Origin of the sequence: Streptomyces sp. NPDC058291, assembly GCF_042880855.1 — a bacterium.
Classification (GTDB): domain Bacteria; phylum Actinomycetota; class Actinomycetes; order Streptomycetales; family Streptomycetaceae; genus Streptomyces.
Genome location: NZ_JBHVYK010000118.1, coordinates 1 through 21,500, shown reverse-complemented (window position 1 = coordinate 21,500; position 21,500 = coordinate 1). Strand labels below are relative to the sequence as shown.

Genomic DNA, 21,500 nt, shown 5'->3' with positions numbered 1-21,500 from the left:
CCGTCTACACGGTCCGCCGGACGTCCTGAGTCAGGCCGACGTCCTGAGTCAGGCCGACGTCCTGAGTCGGGCCAGGTGCTTGCGCGCCTCGGAGGCGGGACGTCGGTGAGGAGCCGGCGGACCGCGGGGCCGTCCACACGGTCCGCCGGACGTCCTGAGTCAGGCCGACGTCCTGAGTCAGGCCAGGTGCTTGCGCACCTCGGAGGCGGCCTCGTCGCCGTACGCGACGGCGAAGCGGTCCATGAAGTGGGCGCGGCGCAGCTGGTACTCCTGCGTGCCGACGGTCTCGATGACGAGGGTGGCGAGCATGCAGCCGATCTGGGCGGCGCGCTCCAGGGAGACCCCCCAGGCCAGACCGGAGAGGAAGCCGGCGCGGAAGGCGTCGCCGACGCCGGTGGGCTCGACCTTGCGCTCCTCCTGCGGGCAGCCGACCTCGATCGGGTCCTCGCCGGCGCGCTCGATGCGCACGCCGCGCGCGCCGAGGGTGGTGACCCGGTGGCCGACCTTGGCCAGGATCTCGGCGTCCGACCAGCCGGTCTTGGACTCGATGAGGCCCTTCTCGTACTCGTTGGAGAACAGGTACGTCGCACCCTCCAGCAGTATCCGGATCTCCTCGCCGCCCATCCGGGCGATCTGCTGCGAGAAGTCGGCGGCGAAGGGGATCGCGCGGGAGCGGCACTCCTCCGTGTGGCGGAGCATGGCCTCCGGGTCGTCGGCGCCGATCAGCACCAGGTCCAGGCCGCCCACGCGGTCGGCGACGGTCTTCAGCTCGATGAGGCGGGCCTCGCTCATCGCACCGGTGTAGAAGGAGCCGATCTGGTTGTGGTCGGCGTCGGTGGTGCACACGAAACGGGCCGTGTGCAGGGTCTCGGAGATGCGGACGGACCCGGTGTCGACGCCGTGCCGGTCCAGCCAGGCCCGGTACTCGTCGAAGTCCGCGCCCGCGGCGCCGACGAGGACCGGGCGGGTGCCCAGCTGCCCCATGCCGAAGGCGACGTTCGCCCCCACGCCGCCCCGGCGTACGTCGAGGTTGTCGACCAGGAAGGAGAGCGAGACCGTGTGCAACTGGTCCGCGACGAGCTGGTCGGCGAAGCGGCCGGGGAACGTCATGAGGTGGTCGGTCGCGATGGAGCCGGTGACTGCGATGCGCACGGCGTGGACTCTCCTGTGGGGAGGGGGATTGACAGTTCACGCTACCCGGTCCGTCCGCGCCACTGAAGCACATGAAACTACCCGATAGTAGATCTTTCTTCGCAGGCCGTGCGTGCATACGGTTCGGTTATGACGAACCTCGAGGTCCACTCCCCCGACTCGGCCGAGCTCGACGGCGACCTGGCGTCGCTGCGCGGCGACTGCGCCCGGATGGCTCCGCACTGGGCGGTCCCGGAGAAGATCCTTTCCCGTCCGGTCTCCCCGTCCCGCATCCACGGCGTCAACGTCCCGGCGACGTCGGCACGGCTGCTGGAGGCCATGCCCGACTACGGCAACTAGGGACAGAAGGGGTTCTGGATCCCCCGTTTCTCCGGTACGGCGCCCGGAAGGGAACCGTGCGCTCCCCCGCCGCGTCCCATCGGCATCCCTCGTCAGGGGGATGCGGGGTACGACAGCAGGGCAGCCGAAGGAGCGATGCGGTGAACACCGAGCGACCCGAGAACGACGACGCCGCGCGCGAGCCGGAGACGAAGGATTCCCAGGAGACCACGGGTTCCCAGGAGACCACGGGTTCCCAGGAGACGACGGGTTCCCAGGAGACGACGGGTTCCCAGGAGACGACGGGTTCCGAGGAGACGACGGCCGAGCCGGCGAAGGCCGAGGAGGAGGCCCCGTCCGGGAAAGCGTCGGCGGAGAAGGCCCCGGCGGGGGCGCCGACGACGGACGGGGCCGCTGCGGACAGGGCCGCTGCGGACACGGCCGATGCCGGGGAGGGTTCCGGCGAGGGGGCGACGGCGGACACGACGCAGGCGGCGGTCACGGCGGAGCGGGGCGCTCCGGACGACGACGCCCGTCCCCAGCCCGCCGAGGAGCCGTCCGCCGCCGTTTCCGGGACCGCTTCCGAGAACACCCCCGGCGCCGACGGGCCCTCCGGCCGCGAGCCGTCCGCCGGGGAGCCCGGCGCCCCGGTCGACGAGCCGGTCGACGAGCCGGTCGTGACTCACTCGAACGGCGGCGAGGCTTCCGGTGGGCCCCGGCGCCGCTCCCCCGCGCTCATCGCCTCCGTCGCGGCCGCGGTACTCCTGGTGGGCGGCGGCGGGGCCTACCTCGCCTCCGGAGCCTTCGGCGGTTCCGGCGGCGGTTCCGGAGCCGGGGCGCCGTCCGGCGGGGGCACCCCCGCCGCCCTCGCCCTGGACGACTACTCCGCGAGCGCGGGCGCCTCCCAGGGCGGGACCGGCGGCACCAACGGCATCGCGCCCGGTGAGCCGAACCCCTACGGGGTGACCTACCGGGCCGCCGGGCCGCTGCCCGCCGGTCCCGGCGCCGCGCCCGTGTACTGGGCGCGGGGCGAGGTCGGCCAGGACGACGTGGCCGCCCTGGCGAAGGCGCTGGGCGTCGAGGGGACGCCGGTGGCCGACGGGGAGGCCTGGAAGGTCGGCGTCGGCAACGACGGCTCCGGCCCCGTGCTGCGGGTGAACCGGCAGGCCCCGGGCATGTGGACGTTCACCCGGTATGCGCCCGGCACCGACGACTGTTCGGGCGGCGCCGTCAAGTGCACCCCGGGCTCCGCGTCCGCGGCCGTCGACCCGGTGAGCGAGGCGGCCGCGAAGAGGGCCGCCGCGCCGGTCCTCAAGGCGGTGGGCCAGGACGACGCCAAGGTGGACGCGAGCCAGGTCATGGGCGCCCAGCGGGTGGTGAACGCCGAGCCGGTGATCGGCGGCCTGCCCTCCTACGGCTGGACGACCGGGGTCAGCGTCAACGCGCAGGGCGAGGTCGTCGGCGGGAACGGGCAGCTGGAAGCGCCGGTGAAGGGCGCCACCTACCCCCTGCTGAGCGCGCGGGAGGCGCTGGACGCGCTGAACGCCGCGCCCGGCGGCGGCCACCGGATGGGCGTCGGCGGATGCGCCAGTCCGGTGCCGCTCAAGGACCGGCTGGAGAGTCCGTGCGGTGCGTCGACGGGCGCCGCCCGCCAGACGGCGACGGTCGAGAACGCGGTGCTCGGGCTGGCCCCGCACACATCGGACGGCCGGCAGGTGCTCGTGCCGTCCTGGCTGTTCGAGGTGAAGGCGGCGGGGACCGAGGCCGGCTACACGGTGACGCAGCCGGCCGTCGAGCCCGCGTATCTGAAGTCGGCGACGACGCCCGCGCCCACGCCGACCCCGACCGGCACGTCCGGTGGGCGGAACGTGCGGGTGGACGGCTATACCGTCGAGGGCAGGGAACTGACGGTGGCCTTCACGGGCGGGGTGTGCGCCGACTACAAGGCGACCGCGGTGGAGACCGGCAGCGAGGTGAAGGTCACCGTGACGAAGACGCCGTGGCCGGACAAGGTCTGCATCATGATCGCCAAGGTCTACCACCAGGTCGTGCAGTTGGACGAGGCGCCGGGCGGCCGCAAGGTGGTCGGTTCGGACGGCAGGGCCCTCCCGCTGGAGAAGCCGGGGGCCCGGCTGCCGCAGACGCGGTAGCGGCGCCCGGCCGTCGAACGGCTCTACCGTGGCGAACGCGAAGGCGGCGGCCCCCTGGAAGGGAGCCGCCGCCTTCGCGTCGTCCGGCCGTGCGGCCGCGACTGCTAGCTGAAGGAGTCACCACAGGCGCAGGAGCCCGTCGCGTTCGGGTTGTCGATCGTGAAGCCCTGCTTCTCGATCGTGTCGACGAAGTCGATCGACGCGCCGCCCAGGTACGGGGCGCTCATGCGGTCGGTGACGACCTTGACGCCGTCGAAGTCCTTGACGACGTCCCCGTCCAGGGAACGCTCGTCGAAGAAGAGCTGGTAGCGCAGGCCGGAGCAGCCGCCGGGCTGAACGGCGACACGCAGGGCCAGGTCGTCACGGCCTTCCTGGTCGAGCAGGGCCTTGACCTTCGCCGCGGCGGCGTCGGACAGGATGATGCCGTCGGTGACGGTGCTGGTCTCGTCCGATACGGACATCTACATCTCTCCCGGGTTGTACGGAGACTGCTTGCCGACGGTTGCAACCGACGGGGCCGCGGATTCATTCCGGGCCGAGCTGTTGTCTTCGTCGTTCCCTTCTCATGCTCGCACACGCGGTTGCGGGCGGAAAACGCCTCACGGGGATTCACGTCACACCGACGCAATGACCATCGTCAAAGTGACGTGAAGCAGGTTATGATAGATAACGTCAATTCGACGAAAAGTAGAAAGGGTGCGTGTCGTGACCACCGCCCAGACCACGGAGCTCGACGTACAGCCGACTCCGCTCGCCCTGTTGCTGCTCGGCCGTGAGGCCGACCCGAGGAGCGAGCGGGGCGTCGAGTGCCCCGGCGATCTGCCCTCGCCCTCCGACCCGGACCTGGTCGAGCGCGCCCGCGCCGCCAAGGCGAAGCTCGGTGACAAGGTCTTCGTGCTCGGCCACCACTACCAGCGCGACGAGGTCATCCAGTTCGCCGACGTCACGGGCGACTCCTTCAAGCTGGCCCGGGACGCGGCCGCCCGCCCGGAGGCCGAGTACATCGTCTTCTGCGGTGTGCACTTCATGGCCGAGTCCGCCGACATCCTGACGTCGGCCGACCAGAAGGTGGTCCTGCCCGACCTCGCCGCCGGCTGCTCGATGGCCGACATGGCCACCGCCGAGCAGGTCGCCGAGTGCTGGGACGTGCTGACCGAGGCCGGCGTCGCCGAGCAGGTCGTGCCCGTCTCGTACATGAACTCCTCCGCGGACATCAAGGCGTTCACGGGCAGGCACGGCGGCACCATCTGCACCTCCTCCAACGCCCAGCGGGCCCTGGAGTGGGCCTTCGCACGGGGCGAGAAGGTGCTCTTCCTGCCGGACCAGCATCTCGGCCGCAACACGGCCGTCCGCGACATGGGCCTGTCCCTGGAGGACTGCGTCCTCTACAACCCGCACAAGCCGAACGGCGGGCTGACCGCCGAGCAGCTGCGCGACGCGAAGATGATCCTGTGGCGCGGCCACTGCTCGGTGCACGGCCGCTTCAGCCTGGAATCGGTCGAGGACGTCCGCGCCCGGATCCCCGGCGTGAACGTCCTCGTGCACCCGGAGTGCCGGCACGAGGTCGTGGCCGCGGCGGACTACGTCGGCTCGACCGAGTACATCATCAAGGCGCTGGAAGCGGCCCCGGCCGGCTCCAAGTGGGCCATCGGCACCGAGCTGAACCTGGTGCGCCGACTGGCGAACCGTTTCGCTCCCGAGGGCAAGGAGATCGTCTTCCTCGACAAGACGGTCTGCTTCTGCTCGACCATGAACCGCATCGACCTGCCCCACCTGGTGTGGACCCTGGAGTCCCTGGCCGAGGGCAAGCTGGTCAACCGCATCGAGGTCGACGAGGAGACCGAGAGGTTCGCGAAGCTGGCCCTGGAGCGGATGCTGGCGCTGCCGTAGCAGGAACGCCACCGGCCCCGGCGTGCTCGGTCACGACGGGGCCGGAGTGCTGTCCGGACGCGCCGGGTCGGCGGAGAAGACGGTTCCGTCGGGAGTGACCGCCACGAGCGCGCCCGCCCGGCGGAACAGCGTGGACACCCAGCCGGAGTTCGTCGCGCGGTCCGAGTGCGGCAGGGACTCCCACAGGACGGTGCCCTCGCCGGAGTCCAGGGCCGCCAGGCGTCCGCTCACGCTCGCGAGGAACACGGTGGCCCCCCGTTCGTCGGTGATGGGCTGTCCCGGCTGCTCCAACGTCGTGCGGGTCCGCCACTGCTGCTCTCCCGTCATCGGCGAGACCGCCGTGACGACGCCGTTGAACGCCGCGAAGCAGAGCAGCCCCTCGGTCAGGGACACCTGACCGCCGGGTTCCCCCGCGAGCGGCACCGTGTCGCGTGCTCCGCTCGTCGGGTTCACGAGCACCGCTCGCGCGTAGGTCTGGTCACCGGAGCTCTCCCGGCTCGTCTCGCTCTCCTCCAGGAAGACCAGACGGCCCTCGGCCTCCCCCAGCGGGACCACCTGGGCGGCGAGCTTGGCCAGCGGGCGGGTCGCGCCGTCCGCGGGGTTCAGGGAGATCAGCCGGGTGCCCGGGCTGCCACCGTCGAACCTGCTGCACACGGCGTACAGACCCTTGCCCAGGTCGTGGAAGGAGCACGCGTGGTCGGCGGGCAGCGGCGCCGACCAGAGGCGGGTGCCGCGGCGGAGGGAACGGGCGGTCACCGTGCGGCTGTCGGGGTCGGGGACGAGAGCCAGCCCGCCCGCGAGGCCGGGGGTGCCGTTGCGTGCGGTCAGGGGCTCCGACCACAGCCGACGGCCGGTGTCGGCGTCCAGGGCGTCGACCGTCCTCGGGTCGTTCTCGGACCGGGTGAGCGCGGAACGGCGCACCAGCACCACCCCGTCGCGGACCCCGAGGAGTTGCCCCTCGTACCCGCTGGCCGACGGCCCGGTCGGGGCGATGTCGGCCCGCCACCGGATGCGGCCGGTCAGCACGTCGATGCGGACCGGCAGGGCGCCCGGTCCGGTGCAGTAGAGGGCGTCGCCGCTGAGTGCGCAGGTCGGTGTTCCCGCGTCTCCGGCGGATCCCGGGGCCCCGGTGACGCCGCTCTCGGCCGCCGCCCGCACCGTGGTGTTCCAGGGCTTCCAGCCGGTCGGCACGGCGGCCCACCGGGAGCTCCTCGTCGGGCTCGGGGAACCGTCGGCATCCGAGCCGCCGCCGTTCGGCAGACCGAGGACGAAGGCGACCGTGAGCGCGACGGCGAGCACGGCGGCCGTCCCGGCCAGGGCGAACAGGCGCCGCCGGGACCGCGCGGCCGGCGCGGCGATCGCTGCCGGCTCCGCCACGGGGTCCGGCCGACATCGCGCCACGGCGGCCGGGTCCTCGAGTATCCCCTCGGGCAGGACCGCCTCGAGTTCTTTCGACAGCTCGTCCAGCGTGGGCCGTTCGTCGGCGGACTTGGCCAGGCAGCGCGACAGGATGCCGCGCAGGGCCGGCGGCAGACGGTCCAGCTGCGGAGCCTCGTTGATGACCCGCCACGCCGTCAGATACGGGCTGTCGGTGTCGAAGGGACCGCGTCCCGTCGCCGCGTACGTCAGGAGGGCGCCCAGGGAGAAGACGTCGGAGGCGGGGCCCACCGAGCGGGCGTCCCTGAGCTGTTCCGGGGACATGAACGGCGGGGTGCCGATCATGTGGCCGGTCTCGGTCAGCGTCTGGTTCTCGGCCGCGCGGGAGATCCCGAAGTCGATGACGCGGGGCCCGTCGTCGGCCATCAGGACGTTGCCGGGCTTGAGGTCGCGGTGCACCACCCCGGCCCGGTGGATCTCCCGCAGGGCCTCCACCAGGCCGAGGACGAGCCGGCGCAGTTCCTCTCCGCGCAGTGGGCCGTGATCGCGGATGCGGGCCGAGAGCGCGGGTCCCGGCACGTACTGGGTGGCCATCCAGGGCCGGGCGGCCTCCGGGTCGGCGTCCACGACCGGGGCGGTGAAGGCGCCGCTGACCTTGCGGACGGCCTCGATCTCCTGCCGGAAACGGGCGCGGAAGACCGGGTCCTCGGCGTACTGGGCGTGCACGACCTTGACGGCGACCTCACGCCCCGAGCGCGACCGGCCGCGGTAGACGACGCCCATGCCGCCGGCCCCGAGCCGGTCGACGATCCGGTATCCCCCGAGTGCCTTCGGGTCGTCCTTGTGCAGCGACACCGCTCCGATCACCCTCCCCCGCAGAGCAGTTCAGGCGCCCAGCATAGGGAAGCCCGCCGAAGCCCGCCGCCGACGGGGGCGACGAGGCGGGCTCAGTCCGCCCTCGGGCGCACCAGCCCCGACTCGTAGGCGATCACCACGAGCTGGGCCCGGTCGCGGGCGCCCAGCTTGGCCATGGACCGGTTGACGTGCGTCTTCACCGTGAGCGGACTGACCTCCAGGCGCTCGGCGATCTCGTCGTTGGAGTGCCCGCCGGCGACCTGGACGAGCACCTCGCGCTCGCGCACGGTCAGCGCGTCCAGGCGGGCGGAGCGGGCGGGGTCGTCGTCGGCCGCGCCGCCCTGGGCGAGGAAGCGGGCGATGAGGCCCTTGGTGGCGGTGGGCGAGAGCAGCGCCTCGCCGCCCGCGGCGATCCTGATCGCGCTGAGCAGTTCCTCCGGCTCGCTGCCCTTGCCGAGGAAGCCGGAGGCGCCCGCCCGCAGCGACTGCACGACGTAGTCGTCGACCTCGAAGGTCGTCAGGATGACCACCCGCACCTGGGCGAGCGAGGGGTCGGCGCTGATCAGGCGGGTCGCGGCGAGCCCGTCCGTGCCGGGCATGCGGATGTCCATCAGGACGACGTCGGCGCGCTCGCGCTTCGCCAGCGCGACCGCCTCCGCGCCGTCGGACGCCTCTCCGACCACCTGCATGTCGGGCTCGGAGTCGACGAGCACGCGGAACGCGCTGCGCAACAGCGCCTGGTCGTCGGCGAGCAGGACGCGGATGGTCATACGGGATCCTCTGCGGTGCCGGGCGCCGCGGTACGGGCGCGGGTCTTGACCGGCAGGATCGCGTGGACGCGGAAGCCGCTCCCGTAGCGCGGGCCGGTGGTGAGGGTGCCGCGCAGGGCGGTGACGCGTTCGCGCATGCCGAGCAGCCCGTGGCCGCCGCCGGCCGGCAGGTTCTCCTCGTCGGCCGGACGCCCGTCGTCCAGGACCGTGACCTCGATGTTCGGTCCCACGCGCACGATGCTGACCTCGGCCTTCGCCTCCGGTCCCGCATGCTTTTGGACGTTGGTCAGGGCCTCCTGGACGACCCGGTAGGCGGCCAGTTGGACGGCGGCGGGGAGCTCGGTGCCGTGGTCGGTGCGGGCGACCTCGACCCGCAGGCCGGCGCTGCGGAAGGTCCCGACGAGCTCGTCGAGGCGGTCCAGTCCGGGGGCGGGCTCGGTGGGGGCCTCGGGATCGCCGGACTGGCGCAGCAGGCCGACGGTGGCGCGCAGTTCGTTGAGCGCTGAGCGGCTGGCCTCGCGGACGTGCGCGAGGGCCTCCTTGGCCTGGTCGGGCCGCTTGTCCATGACGTGCGCGGCCACTCCGGCCTGGACGTTGACCAGGGCGATGTGGTGGGCGACGACGTCGTGCAGGTCGCGGGCGATGCGCAGGCGTTCCTCGGCCACCCTGCGGCGGGCCTCCTCCTCGCGGGTGCGTTCCGCGCGCTCGGCACGGTCCCGGATGGCCTGGACGGCGGCCTGGCGGCTGCGGACGGCGTCCCCGGCGGTGGCGCCGATGCCGGTCCAGGCGAGGATGCCGAGGTTTTCCTGGGCGTACCAGGGCAGCGGCCCGGCGAGCATGGCCGCGCCGGTGAGCACCGTCATGGTGAGCAGACCGGCGCGCACGGTGGTGGGGCGGTCGGTGGCGGCCGCGACGGTGAACAGGGCCACGACGGCGGACATGGCGACGGGGGCGCGCGGATCGCCGGTGACGGACTCGATCACGGAGGCGGCGCCGGTGAGGGCGAGGACCGTCATGGGGGCGCTGCGCCGGAAGACGAGGGCGACGGCGCTGAAGGTGATCAACAGCAGGCTGAGCGGGTCCGGGCTGCGCACGCTCCAGCTGACCCCCTGCTCTCCGTGCGGGTCGACGAAGGAGCCCGCGAGCATGCAGAGCAGCACACCGGCCGCGAGAGAGGCGTCGAGTGCCAGCGGGTGGGCCTTCAGCTGGTGCTGGGCCCGGGCGAGGGGGGTCACCGGGGGGTCACTTTTCAGTTGCCGTCGCTTTCCTTGCCGTAGCCGGGGACCGTGACCGCCGGGCCCCCGCTGCGCCTCAAGGGGCCGCCCCGGACCGCCTGCTCACCCGGGGATCAGGCCGTCGTCGCCGAGCATCTGCCGGACCTCCTCCAGACTCGCGTCCGGCGAGGGGAGGATGAGCTCGGAGGGTTCCAGGGCGTCGTCCGGAAGGGGATCGCCCAGACGGCGGACGGCGTCCAGGAGGGCGCCGAGGGTGCGGTGGAAGCCGGACTCGTCGCCGCTCTCCATCTCGGCGAGCAGCTCGTCGTCCAGCTCGCTCAGTTCGACGAAGTGGGAGTCGGCCAGCTTCCACTGGCCCTCCCCCATGATCCGTACGATCACGTCGCCTCCTCGGCTCCGGGCCCCGGCGCCGGGCTACTGCTTGTCGAAGCGCGGGGTGTCCTGCGGCTGCTGCTGGGACTGCGACGGGCTCGTGCCGCCCTCGATGGCCTGCTGCCCCGAGGACGAGCCTCCGGCGAGCTCCGCCTTCATGCGCTGCAGTTCCAGCTCTACATCCGTACCACCGGACAGCCGGTCCAGCTCGGCCTGGAGGTCGTCCTTGGCGATGCCGGTCGGGTCGTCGAGGGCGCCGGAGGCCATGAGCTCGTCGAGGGCGCCGGCCCGCGCCTGGAGCTGCGCGGTCTTGTCCTCGGCACGCTGGATGGCCAGGCCGACGTCGCCCATCTCCTCGGAGATGCCGGAGAAGGCCTCGCCGATGCGGGTCTGGGCCTGGGCGGCGGTGTAGGTGGCCTTGATGGTCTCCTTCTTCGTGCGGAAGGCGTCCACCTTGGCCTGGAGGCGCTGCGCCGCGAGGGTGAGCTTCTCCTCCTCGCCCTGGAGCGTGGAGTGCTGCGTCTCCAGGTCGGTGACCTGCTGCTGGAGCGCGGCCCGGCGGGAAAGGGCCTCGCGGGCGAGGTCCTCACGGCCGAGGGCGAGCGCCTTGCGGCCCTGGTCCTCCAGCTTGGTGGACTGCGACTGCAGCTGGTTCAGCTGCAGTTCCAGGCGCTTGCGCGAGGTGGCGACGTCGGCGACGCCGCGACGGACCTTCTGCAGGAGCTCCAGTTGCTTCTGATACGAGTAGTCGAGGGTTTCGCGCGGGTCCTCGGCCCGGTCAAGGGCCTTGTTCGCCTTCGCGCGGAAGATCATCCCCATACGCTTCATGACACCGCTCATGGGCTTCGCGCGCCCCCTTCTGACGGACTCCGGCTCTCAGGTCTGCGACAGAACCCACAGTACGGGCCCTGCATCCATTGACGCACTGTTCGGGGACGGATGCGCTCCTCCCCAAGGACGACTGGCCGAGCCCCGGCTCCGGCGTGAGGAGTAGGTGACCCTCAGGGTGAGCGGTAGGTCACCCTGTGCCCCCTCTTCCTGGTTCTCGTCCGGTCTGTCCCTTGTTCCAGACGACTGGTGTTGCCGGATCGTTCCCCTGCGGGCTGGGGTCCATGCTCGGGAGCGCTTACCCTTGGGTTTTGTGTTCCGTAGCCGTGCCAAGGAAGAGAAGGCCCCCGCCCACGCGGTGGTGACCGACTCCAAGCAGCCCCGCGACCCCCAGGCGAAGAAGGGTCGGCCCACGCCCAAGCGCAGTGAGGCCCAGTCCCAGCGCCGTAGCGTCGCCAACACGTCGACGTCGCGCAAGGACGCGGCCAAGCGCCAGCGCGACGAGCGCCGCGCCCAGATGGACCGCCAGCGCCAGGCGCTGGCGGGCGGGGACGAGCGGTATCTGCCGGCCCGCGACAAGGGGCCCGTCCGCAAGTTCGCGCGGGACTTCATCGACTCGCGGTTCAACGTGGCGGAGTTCTTCCTCCCGATGGCCGTGATCATCCTCGTGCTGAGCGTGGTGCGGGTGGGCTCGCTGCAGACCATCGCCCTGCTGCTGTGGCTGGTGGTGATCGTGCTGATCGTGCTGGACTCGCTCGTCACCGGTTTCCGGCTGCGCAAGCAGCTGGCCGAGCGCTTCGAGGGGCACAACCGCCGGGGCGCGGTGGCGTACGCGCTGATGCGCTCGCTGCAGATGCGCCGGCTCCGGCTGCCGAAGCCGCAGGTCAAGCGTGGAGGGCGACTCTGAGCACTGCGGCTTTCTCCGGGGGGGCGGCCAAGGCCTGGCTGAAGAGGCTGGGCGGGCTGCGTGACGTCGTACGTCAGGAGCTGGTGGCCCGGCAGCTCGACGAGCAGATAGCGGCGCGTTACCCGGTCGGTCAGCGGCTGCGGGTGCTCGACGTGGGCATGGGCCAGGGCACGCAGGCGCTGCGGCTGGCCCGGCTCGGGCACCAGGTGACCGGTCTCGAACAGGACCCGACGATGATCGCCGCGGCCCGTGAGGCGCTGTCCGGCGAGCCCGAGGGCATCCGGGAGCGGATGCGGATCATCGAGGGCGACGGCCGGGACACCGGGGTTCACTTCCTGCCCGGCAGCTTCGACGTGGTGCTGTGCCACGGCGTGCTCATGTACGTCGAGGAGCCGGACGCCCTGCTCGCGGGGCTCGCCCGGATGCTGGCGCCGGGCGGGCTGCTGTCGCTGCTGGTGCGCAACGCGGACGCGCTGGCCATGCGGCCGGGGCTGTCCGGGGACTGGACGGGCGCGCTGGGCGCGTTCGACACCGTCTCCTACCGCAACCGGCTCGGTCTGGCCGTCCGGGCCGACCGGCTGGCGACGCTGACCGGCACGCTCGCCGGGATCGGGGCGCCGCTGCAGGCCTGGTACGGCGTGCGGGTCTTCACGGACACGGCCGCGGACGCGGCGCAGATCCCCGACGACGTCGAGGCCCTGCTGACCGCCGAGGAGCGGGCCGGGCGGACGGATCCCTATCGGCAGGTGGCGGCATTGCTGCACCTGTGCGGCGTGCGCGGCTGAGCGCACGCCCCGGCGCTGCGCCCGTTCGGGCGCACGGCGCTCGTTCAGGTGAACGGCGCTCGTTCGGGCGAACGGCGGGCGGGGCGACCGGGGTACGGCCGCCCCGGTGTGCGGCCGAGGTCCTCCGCGCGGATCGGGCGCGGCCGGCGAGCCGGGCCCGATCCGGACGGGAGGCCCTACGCCTCGTTGGCCTGCAGGCTCATCGGACCGTAGATCTCCGCGGAGTCCTCGAAGAGCCGGACCTGGTCGGCGCCGCCTTCGAGGAGGTCCTTCCAGACCTCACCGATCCAGGACTCGGCGTCCCCCTGCGTGGTGAACTCCTCGGGCTGCACCGCGGGTTCGACCTCCGTCCCGTCGGACTTCTCGAACCGCCACGTCCATGCCGCCATGTACGCCTCCCAGCTGTGACCACGGGCAGAGCAGAAGCCGGATCCAGGTCCGGCTTCTGCTCCGCAGCCTAGTCGGATGCGCAAGACCTGGTCGGACGCGCGAAAATCAGCTCCGTGGAAGTCACTCTGCTCGGTACCGGCGCCCCGGCGGGCCTGCCCCGCCCCGACTGCTCCTGCGCCGTGTGCGCGACCTCGCTCGGCGCGCACGCGCGCGCCGCGACCGCGTTGCTCGTGGACGGGGCCCTGTTGCTCGACCTGACTCCGGGCGCGGCGTTCGCGGCCGCGCGGGCCGGACGGTCGCTGGGCGGGGTGGGCCAGGTCCTGCTGACGCACCCGCACGACGGTCCGCCGGTGGAGGTGCCGGCCGGGCTGCCGCAGCCCGCCCGCGCGCAGGACGGGCGGGATCTGGCGCTGCTGACGGGGCATCGGGTGCGGGCGGTGGCGATGGACGCGCCGGGCACCGGGTACGCGGTGACGGGACCGGACGGGCAGCGGCTGCTGTATCTGCCGCCCGGCGGCGCGCCGGCCGGGCTGGAGGAGGGCTCGGAGCCGGCCGAGCGCTACGACATGGTCCTCACGGACGTGGTGGGGCGGCCGGACGGGCTGGCGAAGCTGCGGGCCGTGGGCGCGGTGGGCCCGACGACCGACGTCGTCGCCGTCCATCTGGACCACGACGTGGCGCCGGGCGCGGAGCTGCGGCGGCGGCTCGCCGCGGCGGGCGCGCGGGCGGTGCCGGACGGTTCGACGCTCACGGTGGGGGTCTACGAGGACGTGCCGGACGTGCCGCGGCGGACGATGGTGCTGGGCGGCGCCCGGTCGGGGAAGTCGGTGGAGGCCGAGCGGCGGCTGGAGTCCTTCCCCGACGTGCTGTACGTCGCCACCGGAGGCTCCCGCGGCGGCGACACCGAGTGGGCCTCGCGGGTCGCCGCGCACCGGGAGCGGCGGCCGGGGTCGTGGCGGACGACGGAGACCTGCGACCTGGAGCCGCTGCTGGCCCAGGAGGGCGCGCCGCTGCTGATCGACTGTCTGTCGCTGTGGCTGACGGACGTCATGGACTCCGTCGGGGCGTGGGACGACGCGTTGTGGGCGGACGGCGGCGAGCGGGGCCTGCGCTCGCGCGTGACGGAGCTGGCGCGGGCGGTGCGCTCGGCCCGGCGGACCGTGGTGCTGGTGTCCAACGAGGTGGGTTCGGGGATCGTGCCGGCGACGGCGTCGGGGCGGCGCTACCGGGACGAGCTGGGGCGGCTGAACGCGGCGGTGGCGCAGGAGTGCGAGCAGGTCGTGCTGGTGGTCGCGGGGCAGGCGCTGGTGCTGCGCGGGTGAGCGCGGGCCCGCCCGGAATCAGCCGCGGCGCGCGACGATCCGGTAGGCGTTGGAGAAGCGGGTGCGGCGCAGGACCGGGGCCAGAAGGTGGTCGAGGGCCGCGGCCGGGGCGCTCAGGGAGCCGGCCGCCCGGGGCACTCGGGTGCGGTCGGCGTAGAGCGAGACGGCCGCCGCCAGGTCGAGCGGGGCGTGGGCCGCTCTGCGGTCCGTGAGCACGATCTCGCAGCCCCGCGCCTCCAGTTCGGACCGGAGGTTGGCCAGGGTGATCAGGTGGAGGTGGCGGGGCTGGTCGTAGGAGTGCCACCACTTGCCTAGGACGCGTGCGAACGCGCTGGCGGGGTCGGGGAGTTCGAGCAGCAGGTGGCCGCCGGGACGCAGGGCGGTCAGCGCCGCCGCCAGTTCCCGTCGGGGGTCCCGGGTGTGTTCCAGGTGGTGCAGCATGCTGACCACGTCGTAGCGGCCGCGCAGCCGGGACAGGACCTGAGGCTCCGTCAACTGCCCCACGTGGGCTTCGTCCAGCCGGCCCGCCACCCGCGCCCGCTCCGCTCTCCGGGTCGGGTCGACGCCGTCGAACGCCGTGTAGGCGAACAGTTCCCGGGCGGCCGCGGGGAAGGGCGCGTCCCCCGTCCCGACGTCCAGCCAGCTCTCCGGCTCGGGGAAGCGCAGCATCGTGCGGGCCGTGGCCAGCAGGCGTCCGCGGTCGACGGGCCGGTTCTCCTCGGCGGCGTAGAGCTCGAGCCCCTCGGAAGTCAGGCGTGGGTTCTGGAAGACGTGCGCGCAGTCCCGGCACTCGTCGAGCGCGAACAGGCCGGGTCTGCGCAGCCGCAGGTCCGGTGCGCGCAGCCGGGTGCGCAGTCGCTTCGAGCCGCACCAGGGGCAGTCGTCGCGGCGCGGCTCGTGGACGGGCCTGTACGGCATGAGCGGCTCCGGGGCGAAGGAGGAGGGGGTGAGATGCGCGGAGAGGGGAGAGGGGGGCGGAACGGACGGTTGGCGGCGGGCGGAACGGACGGTTGGCGATATACGGCGAAACGGAACGTATGGGATACCGGTGCGGGGTGCAACGACGTCGTGCCGGTGTGGTGGCGATGTGGCGCGGAACCGTTCGATCGGTGCCGGTACTGTTCGGCGAATGAGCTCGCTTAATCTCGACGACTTCACCGATCTGATCGAGCGCCCCGACGGCGGGACGCGCCGTGACGCGGAGGCCCGCCGGGAGCGCCTGATCGTGCCGCCCGGATCGTTGGGGCGCCTGGACGACCTGGCTGAGTGGCTGGCGGCGGCGCAGGGCTCGTCGCCGGTGCGGCCGATCGAGCGGCCGCGGGTGGTGCTGTTCGCCGGCGACCACGGCGTCGCCGAGCTCGGCGTCTCGGCCCGACCCGCGGGCAGCGCCGCGGAGTTGGTGCGCGAGGTCCTGGAGGGCGGCCGTCCGGTGTCCGTGCTCGCCCGTCGGCTCGACGTGCCGGTGCGGGTCGTGGACATGGCGTTGGACTGCGACCCGGGCGCGTTCCCGCCGGACGTCGTGCGGCACCGGGTGCGGCGCGGCAGCGGCCGCATCGACGTCGAGGACGCGCTGACGCTCCAGGAGGCCGAGGCCGCCTTCCTGGCGGGCGTGGCCGTCGCGGACGAGGAGGCGGACTCCGGCACCGATCTGGTCGTGCTCGGCGACGTGAGCGTCGGCGGGACGACGGCCGCGGGCGTGCTGGTGGCCGCGTTGTGCGGGACCGACGCGTCCGTGGTGACCGGGCGCGGCGGCGAGGCGATCGACGACCTGGCGTGGATGCGCAAGTGCGCCGCGATCCGGGACGCGCTGAGGCGGGCGCGGCCGGTGCTCGGGGAGCAGCTGCAGCTGCTGGCGACGGTGGGCGGGGCCGATCTCGCGGCCATGACGGGTTTCCTGCTCCAGTGCGCGGTGCGCAAGGTGCCGGTGGTGCTGGACGGCGTCGTGGCGGCCGCCTGCGCGCTCGTCGGCCAGCGGGTCGCCTTCCGGGCGCCCGACTGGTGGCTGGCCGGCCACCGGAGCGGTGAGCCGGGGCAGGCGAAGGCGCTCGACCGGATGGCTCTGGAACCGCTGCTGGACCAGGGCGTGAAGGTCGGCGAGGGCGCCGGGGCGCTGCTCGCCCTGCCGTTGGTGCGGGCGGCGGCCGCGCTGGCCGCGGAGCTGCCCGAGAAGCCCGAGGCGGCCGCCGAGAAGGCCGACGAGGGCGCCGCCGAGAAGGGCGACGAGGGAGCAGCGCAGGAACGGGCGCCGGAGTAGGCCCTCGCAGCGGGACGACGGAGGGGACGACGGAGCGGGGAGCCTGGGAGCCGGAGCGGGAGCCTGGGAGCGGGAGCGGGACGGCTGTCCAAAAGGGACAGGCGGCGCCAAAAGAGCGGTTTACCGGAAGTGCAGCCATATGATCACCGATCATGGGCAACACCCGGGGCGCCGCCGCCTTCGCCGTCTGGTACCTGCGCGCCGTCGCGTTCGTCAACTTCCTCAGTGCGGTGTGGGTCTCCCTGGGGCAGGACGTGCGGCGGCACAACCAGCAAGACCTCTTCACGCCGTATCTGCTGACGGCCGGGTTCGCGTCCGGGGTGTTCACCGCGTTCCTGGCCGTCACCATGCGGCGGCGCAAACGGGCCGCGTGGATCCTGAACCTCTGTCTGAGCGGGGCGTTCCTGGGCCTGTTCGCGCCGGCCATGGCGTTCGAGGAGATCCGCGGCCGCCCCCAGAACTGGGTCTCACTCGCGCTGACCGCCGCCTTCGTGGCCGCGCTGGTCGCCGGGCGGCGGGAGTTCTACGCGAAGGGCGACCGGTCCAATCCCCGGCTCGCCGCGGCCGTCGGGGCGGGCGGACTGCTGGCCGCGTCGCTGCTGGCCGCGCTGCTGGTGACGGCGACCGACCGGTCTCCCGCCCCCTCCACCTTCCTCGAACGCTGGCGCTACGGCGCGCTACGGCTGGTCTCCGTCGCCGCCGACGACTATCGCGTCGCCGGGATCACCACTCCCACCTGGGTCGACGTCGCCGTCAACGTGCTGAGCACGGCGCTCGTCCTCGCCGTCCTGTACGCCGCCTTCCGCTCCCGGCGGGCCGTCGACCCGCTCACCGAGGACGACGAGAAGCGGCTGCGGGAGCTTCTCCACCGGCACGGCGAGCGGGACTCGCTCGGGTACTTCGCCCTGCGCCGGGAGAAGAGCGTGCGCTGGTCGCCGACCGGGAAGGCGGCCGTCGCCTACCGCGTCCTCGGCGGGGTGTCGCTGGCCTCCGGGGATCCGCTCGGCGATCCGGAGGCCTGGCCCGGGGCCATCGAGCCGTGGCTGGCCGAGGCGCGGGCGCACGGGTGGATCCCGGCGGTGATGGGGGCGAGCGAGGAGGCCGGCACGGTCTACGCCCGGCACGGGCTGGACGCCCTGGAACTCGGCGACGAGGCGATCGTCGACGTCGCCGAGTTCACCCTGGAGGGGCGGGCCATGCGGACCGTCCGGCAGGCCTGCAACCGGGTCAGGCGGGCCGGGTACACCGTGCGGATCCGCCGGCACGAGGACATTCCGGCCGACGAGATGGCGTCCCTCGTGCGACGCGCCGACGACTGGCGGGACGGGGCCACCGAGCGTGGCTTCAGCATGGCGCTCGGCCGGCTCGGGGACCCTCGGGACGGACACTGCGTGATGCTGGAGTGCGCCGACGCCGCGGGCGAGCCGCGGGCGCTGCTCTCCTTCGTGCCGTGGGGGCCGCACGGGCTGTCCCTCGACCTCATGCGCCGGGACCGCGACTGCGACAACGGACTGATCGAGTTCATGGTCATCGAGCTGCTGCGGCTGGCCCGGCGCGCGGCGGAGGGCGGAGAGGCCGGGGGGCTCCGGATCACGCAGCTCTCGCTCAACTTCGCCATGTTCCGCTCGGTGTTCGAACGGGGTTCGCGGCTCGGCGCCGGGCCGGTGCTGAGGCTGTGGCGGTCGCTGCTCGGCTTCTTCTCGCGCTGGTGGCAGATCGAGTCGCTGTACCGCGCCAACGCCAAGTACCGGCCCGTCTGGGAGCCGCGGTTCCTGCTCTTCGAGACGAGCGCCGACCTGCCCCGGATCGCCGTCGCGGCGGCGCGGGCGGAGGGGTTCCTGGAGGCGCCGGGGCTGCCGAAGTGGCTGCACCGCAGGCGTCTGGAAAGCCGTCGGTGAGGCGGCTCGTCCGCTGGGCCCGGGCCGAGTGGGGGCCGCTGTACGCGGCCGTCCGCAAGCCGCTGGCGGCGCGGCGGTGGCGGGCGGCGCCGATGACCCTGGCGGCGGTGTGCCTGACGTCGGCGACCCAGATCGTGCAGAACCAGCCGTGGGGCTACCGGCCGGTCCAGGACCTCGGGGCGGTGCGGGCCGAGGACCCCCTGGGGCTCGCCCTGCTGCGGACCCCGTTGTCGCTTTTCGTCCCCGCGCTGGACCTGCCGGTGTGGGGCGCCCTCGCGCAGGTCCTGCTGGTGTTCGGGATCGCGGAGCTGTGCCTCGGCCGCTGGCGCACCCTCGTCATCGCCTACGCCGCCACCCTCGCCGGGACCCTCTACGCGCGCCTGGGCATCGCCCTCGGCCCCCAGGGCCCGCTCGGGCTGCCCGCCTCCGACGCCCTGGTGGTGGACACCGGCCCGTCGGCGGCCGTGGTCGGCCTCGCGGTGTTCCTGGGCTGGCGGCATCGCGCGCACGCCACGGCCGCCGCGGTGATCGCCGCGATGGCCGTCGAGGTCGCGCTGAAGGGCAACCTGGCGGGCAAGGAGCACCTGGCGGCGATCGCGGCGGTCCTGGCGCTGTGCGGGGCCGCTCAGGCGCGCCGGCGTCAGCGCGGCCCGGCGGAGCCGGTGAGTTCCGCGTCCGTCTTGCCGCCCAGCCACTCCCCCACCAGCCGGCGCGGGCGGGCCCAGCGCCGGTCGTGACGGTAGGCGCGCAGCGTCGCCCTCGCCCGCGCGCGGGGACGACGCCGGTAGAACCGGCGGGCCCACAGCGAGCCGGGGCGGGCCAGCCGGACCAGACCGATCAGGCCCACGAAGGGCACGAAGACGCTGAACACGGCCGTCATCACCTTGCCCTTGGTCAGCACGGCCAGCGAGAAGAGGACGTTGACCGCGACGGTCGCCAGCACGCCTCCGCGGTCCTGCAGTTCCTCGTGGCTCATGTCGTTGACGCCGAACGGCGCGAAGCCCACCAGCAGCAGTCCGCCCAGCGCCGCCGTCAGGACCACGGCCTCCACGCTCTTGCGGCCCGCCTCCGTCCAGTACACGTCGTCCAGGTGCAGGATCAGCGCGAACTCGTCCAGGACGAGCCCCGTCCCGATGCCGAAGATCACCGCGCAGACGCCCGAACCGAAGCCGTGCCGCCCGCTGGCCACCGCGCCGAAGCCGCCCGCGACGGTCAGGACGACGCCTGGGACCACATGGTGGATGTGCACGCCGCCGGAGCTGATGTTGCCGAAGGGGCCCTTGCCGGCCCGGATCAGCCGGGTGATGACCCGGGTGATCAGGAAGGTGAGCACGAACGCGGCCAGGGCGAGCAGCAGGGGGAGCTTGCCCGGTTCGACGACGTTGCGCTGCAGCCAGTGGCCCATGCCGTCAGTCTCGCGGGCGGCGGGGCGGGCTGCCTCGCGGGTGCGGCGTCCGGGCTACTCTGCCGCCGTGTCCACGACCTCGCCCCTCGACGGCCTCCGCTTCGCCTTCGGCACCCTGTCCGTGCTCCCGGTCAGGGTGACCCGCTGGGACCGTGCGGCCGCGCGCGGGGGCATGCTGAGCGCGCCCCTGGTGGGGCTGGTGGTCGGCGGGTGCGCGGCCGGACTCGGGCTGCTGCTGCTCCGGCTCGGCGCGAGCCCGCTGCTGGCCGCCGTGGCCTCCGCCGCCGTGCCCGCCGTCCTCACGCGCGGGCTGCACCTCGACGGGCTGGCCGACACCGCGGACGGGCTGGGCAGCGGCAAGCCCGCCGAGGACGCGCTGCGGATCATGAAGCAGTCGGACATCGGCCCGTTCGGCGTCCTCACGCTCGTCCTGGTGCTGCTGGCCCAGGTGGCCGCGCTGACCCAGCTCTACGAGGTCTCGTGGGCGCTGGGCGCGCTGGCCGCCGTGGTGTCGGCCGTCGCCGCCCGTCTCGCGCTGACCCTGGCGGCCCGCGACGGGGTGCCGCCCGCGCGGCCGGAGGGGCTGGGCGCGGCGGTGGCGGGGGTGGTCCCGGTGCGCGGCGCGGTCCTCGCCGCCGGCGCCGTCGCGCTGGGCGCGGCGGGCGCGGGAGCCTGGTGGGGGCCGTACGGGAGCACAGGCGTGGTCGTGCTGATCGGGTCGGGAACGGTCCGGGCGGGAGCCGCCGGGCCCCTCTTCGAGCCGTACGACGCCGTCGGGCCGGCGCTGGCGGTCCTCGCCGCCCTCGTGGCCGCCGAACTCCTCCTGCGGCACTGCACGCGCCGGTTCGGCGGCGTCACCGGGGACGTCTTCGGCGGGCTGGCGGAGACGGCGGCGACCACCGCCCTGGTGGTGCTCTGTCTGGGACGGTGAACGCGAGCGCCCGTCAGCAGGATTCGCGCCAGGCTCCCAGTTCCTCCTTCTTCCGCAGTGAACTGAGCTTCAGGCGGCGGGAGTCGGCGCAGAAGGCACTCGTGGGCAGTTCGTACTCCACGTGGAAGACCGCCTTGCCCGCCTCGATGAACGGGGTCAGCTCCGCGCATTCGGCGTACTGCGCGCACTGTTCGTTCACCGCGAAGTCGAAGTCGCCGACGAGGGCCGGGATCTGGTCGAGGTCGTTCTTCAGGCCGACGGCCATGCCGCGCTCATGGGCGAGCCGGGCGACGAGGCGGTTGTAGCGCAGTTGGTCGGCGGCCCCGATCGGGAAGCCCGTGCTGTTCCGGTAGCCGTCCATGTTGTCCGGCTCGACGGCGTCGAAGCCCTTGTCGCGGCACATGTCGAGGCGGGCCGCCAGCAGCGGTTCCAGGACGTCCGTCCTGCGGACGTCGAGCCAGCGCTCCCCCGCCCAGCCGTTGCCCTCGCCGATCACCGCGGCGGGGAACTCCTTCGCGTCGGGCCGCCAGTCCTCCCAGGCTCCGGTGGAGAGGTAGCAGACGACCCGGCGGCCGTCGGCGTGCAGGCCGGCGACCGTGGCCGCGTCGTGGTCGAAGCCGTCGATGTCGTAGACCGGCACGTCGACGGAGGTGTCCAGGCG

The 21,500-nt window shown here is 73.5% G+C and carries 21 protein-coding genes; 10 read left to right on the top strand and 11 right to left on the bottom strand.

The window, feature by feature from the left end; translation table 11 throughout:
• Positions 1-177 precede the first annotated feature (177 nt).
• Positions 178-1,152 (bottom strand): carbohydrate kinase family protein, encoded by a 975-nt coding sequence (locus ACFVYK_RS35090; protein WP_389780791.1) that lies wholly within the window; start codon positions 1,150-1,152, stop codon positions 178-180.
• 129 nt (positions 1,153-1,281) lie between these two features.
• On the opposite strand from ACFVYK_RS35090, the gene ACFVYK_RS35085 reads away from it, so the two are divergent.
• Together ACFVYK_RS35085 and ACFVYK_RS35080 are read left to right on the top strand one after the other, a co-directional pair.
• A complete protein-coding gene (locus ACFVYK_RS35085; RefSeq protein WP_389780790.1) occupies positions 1,282-1,491 on the top strand; it encodes a hypothetical protein in 210 nt (69 codons plus the stop codon).
• A gap of 140 nt (positions 1,492-1,631) precedes the next feature.
• Positions 1,632-3,620: a hypothetical protein gene (locus tag ACFVYK_RS35080; RefSeq protein WP_389780789.1), complete on the top strand. Its 1,989-nt coding sequence runs from the start codon at positions 1,632-1,634 to the stop codon at positions 3,618-3,620.
• Positions 3,621-3,724: 104 nt separating this feature from the next.
• On the opposite strand, the gene ACFVYK_RS35075 is transcribed toward ACFVYK_RS35080, so the two are convergent.
• Positions 3,725-4,081: an iron-sulfur cluster assembly accessory protein gene (locus tag ACFVYK_RS35075; protein ID WP_030794551.1), complete on the bottom strand. Its 357-nt coding sequence runs from the start codon at positions 4,079-4,081 to the stop codon at positions 3,725-3,727.
• A gap of 244 nt (positions 4,082-4,325) precedes the next feature.
• On the opposite strand from ACFVYK_RS35075, the gene nadA reads away from it, so the two are divergent.
• Positions 4,326-5,510: a quinolinate synthase NadA gene (gene nadA, locus ACFVYK_RS35070; protein WP_389780788.1), complete on the top strand. Its 1,185-nt coding sequence runs from the start codon at positions 4,326-4,328 to the stop codon at positions 5,508-5,510.
• Positions 5,511-5,540: 30 nt separating this feature from the next.
• On the opposite strand, the gene ACFVYK_RS35065 is transcribed toward nadA, so the two are convergent.
• The 5 genes from ACFVYK_RS35065 to ACFVYK_RS35045 form a co-directional block, all read right to left on the bottom strand.
• Entirely contained in the window at positions 5,541-7,742 is a 2,202-nt protein-coding gene (locus tag ACFVYK_RS35065) for a PQQ-binding-like beta-propeller repeat protein (protein ID WP_389780787.1), read from the bottom strand.
• A 92-nt stretch (positions 7,743-7,834) separates the two neighbouring features.
• On the bottom strand, positions 7,835-8,512 hold the full coding sequence (locus ACFVYK_RS35060; protein ID WP_389780786.1) for a response regulator: 678 nt from the start codon (positions 8,510-8,512) through the stop codon (positions 7,835-7,837).
• Complete coding sequence (locus ACFVYK_RS35055; protein WP_389780785.1) at positions 8,509-9,747, bottom strand: sensor histidine kinase; 1,239 nt, start codon at positions 9,745-9,747, stop codon at positions 8,509-8,511. Before ACFVYK_RS35055 ends, ACFVYK_RS35060 begins: the two co-directional genes overlap by 4 nt.
• 102 nt (positions 9,748-9,849) lie before the next feature.
• Positions 9,850-10,128, bottom strand: coding sequence for a hypothetical protein (locus tag ACFVYK_RS35050; RefSeq protein WP_389780784.1), 279 nt, complete (start codon positions 10,126-10,128; stop codon positions 9,850-9,852).
• A gap of 33 nt (positions 10,129-10,161) precedes the next feature.
• The gene (locus tag ACFVYK_RS35045) at positions 10,162-10,959 is read right to left on the bottom strand and encodes a PspA/IM30 family protein (protein WP_190147985.1); all 798 of its coding nucleotides are present in this window, start codon (positions 10,957-10,959) and stop codon (positions 10,162-10,164) included.
• A gap of 301 nt (positions 10,960-11,260) precedes the next feature.
• Between ACFVYK_RS35045 and ACFVYK_RS35040 the strand changes: the two genes are divergently transcribed.
• On the top strand, positions 11,261-11,854 hold the full coding sequence (locus ACFVYK_RS35040; protein WP_389780783.1) for a DUF3043 domain-containing protein: 594 nt from the start codon (positions 11,261-11,263) through the stop codon (positions 11,852-11,854).
• Positions 11,855-11,937: 83 nt separating this feature from the next.
• On the top strand, positions 11,938-12,639 hold the full coding sequence (locus ACFVYK_RS35035; protein ID WP_389780782.1) for a methyltransferase domain-containing protein: 702 nt from the start codon (positions 11,938-11,940) through the stop codon (positions 12,637-12,639).
• Between the two features lie 176 nt (positions 12,640-12,815).
• Here the strand turns inward: ACFVYK_RS35035 and ACFVYK_RS35030 are convergent, their stop codons facing one another.
• Positions 12,816-13,028 carry a hypothetical protein gene (locus tag ACFVYK_RS35030; protein ID WP_389780781.1) on the bottom strand — a complete coding sequence of 71 codons (213 nt, stop codon included), beginning with the start codon at positions 13,026-13,028 and terminating at the stop codon, positions 12,816-12,818.
• Between the two features lie 114 nt (positions 13,029-13,142).
• On the opposite strand from ACFVYK_RS35030, the gene ACFVYK_RS35025 reads away from it, so the two are divergent.
• The gene (locus ACFVYK_RS35025) at positions 13,143-14,351 is read left to right on the top strand and encodes a bifunctional adenosylcobinamide kinase/adenosylcobinamide-phosphate guanylyltransferase (RefSeq protein WP_389780780.1); all 1,209 of its coding nucleotides are present in this window, start codon (positions 13,143-13,145) and stop codon (positions 14,349-14,351) included.
• A gap of 18 nt (positions 14,352-14,369) precedes the next feature.
• On the opposite strand, the gene ACFVYK_RS35020 is transcribed toward ACFVYK_RS35025, so the two are convergent.
• Positions 14,370-15,269 carry a class I SAM-dependent methyltransferase gene (locus tag ACFVYK_RS35020; protein ID WP_389780779.1) on the bottom strand — a complete coding sequence of 300 codons (900 nt, stop codon included), beginning with the start codon at positions 15,267-15,269 and terminating at the stop codon, positions 14,370-14,372.
• Positions 15,270-15,480: 211 nt separating this feature from the next.
• Between ACFVYK_RS35020 and cobT the strand changes: the two genes are divergently transcribed.
• The 3 genes from cobT to ACFVYK_RS35005 all read left to right on the top strand — a co-directional run bounded on the left by cobT (position 15,481) and on the right by ACFVYK_RS35005 (position 19,240).
• A complete protein-coding gene (gene cobT / locus ACFVYK_RS35015; protein WP_389780778.1) occupies positions 15,481-16,605 on the top strand; it encodes a nicotinate-nucleotide--dimethylbenzimidazole phosphoribosyltransferase in 1,125 nt (374 codons plus the stop codon).
• Positions 16,606-16,757: 152 nt separating this feature from the next.
• Positions 16,758-18,503, top strand: coding sequence for a phosphatidylglycerol lysyltransferase domain-containing protein (locus ACFVYK_RS35010; protein ID WP_389780777.1), 1,746 nt, complete (start codon positions 16,758-16,760; stop codon positions 18,501-18,503).
• Positions 18,500-19,240 carry a hypothetical protein gene (locus ACFVYK_RS35005; protein ID WP_389780776.1) on the top strand — a complete coding sequence of 247 codons (741 nt, stop codon included), beginning with the start codon at positions 18,500-18,502 and terminating at the stop codon, positions 19,238-19,240. Before ACFVYK_RS35010 ends, ACFVYK_RS35005 begins: the two co-directional genes overlap by 4 nt.
• Here ACFVYK_RS35005 and ACFVYK_RS35000 read toward each other — a convergent pair.
• Positions 19,144-19,908 (bottom strand): hypothetical protein, encoded by a 765-nt coding sequence (locus tag ACFVYK_RS35000; RefSeq protein WP_389780775.1) that lies wholly within the window; start codon positions 19,906-19,908, stop codon positions 19,144-19,146. The genes ACFVYK_RS35005 and ACFVYK_RS35000 overlap by 97 nt on opposite strands.
• Positions 19,909-19,975: 67 nt before the next feature.
• On the opposite strand from ACFVYK_RS35000, the gene ACFVYK_RS34995 reads away from it, so the two are divergent.
• A complete protein-coding gene (locus ACFVYK_RS34995) occupies positions 19,976-20,839 on the top strand; it encodes an adenosylcobinamide-GDP ribazoletransferase (protein ID WP_389780774.1) in 864 nt (287 codons plus the stop codon).
• A gap of 13 nt (positions 20,840-20,852) precedes the next feature.
• Here the strand turns inward: ACFVYK_RS34995 and ACFVYK_RS34990 are convergent.
• A partial coding sequence (locus ACFVYK_RS34990; protein WP_389780773.1) for an endo alpha-1,4 polygalactosaminidase occupies positions 20,853-21,500 on the bottom strand: 648 nt, incomplete at its 5' end.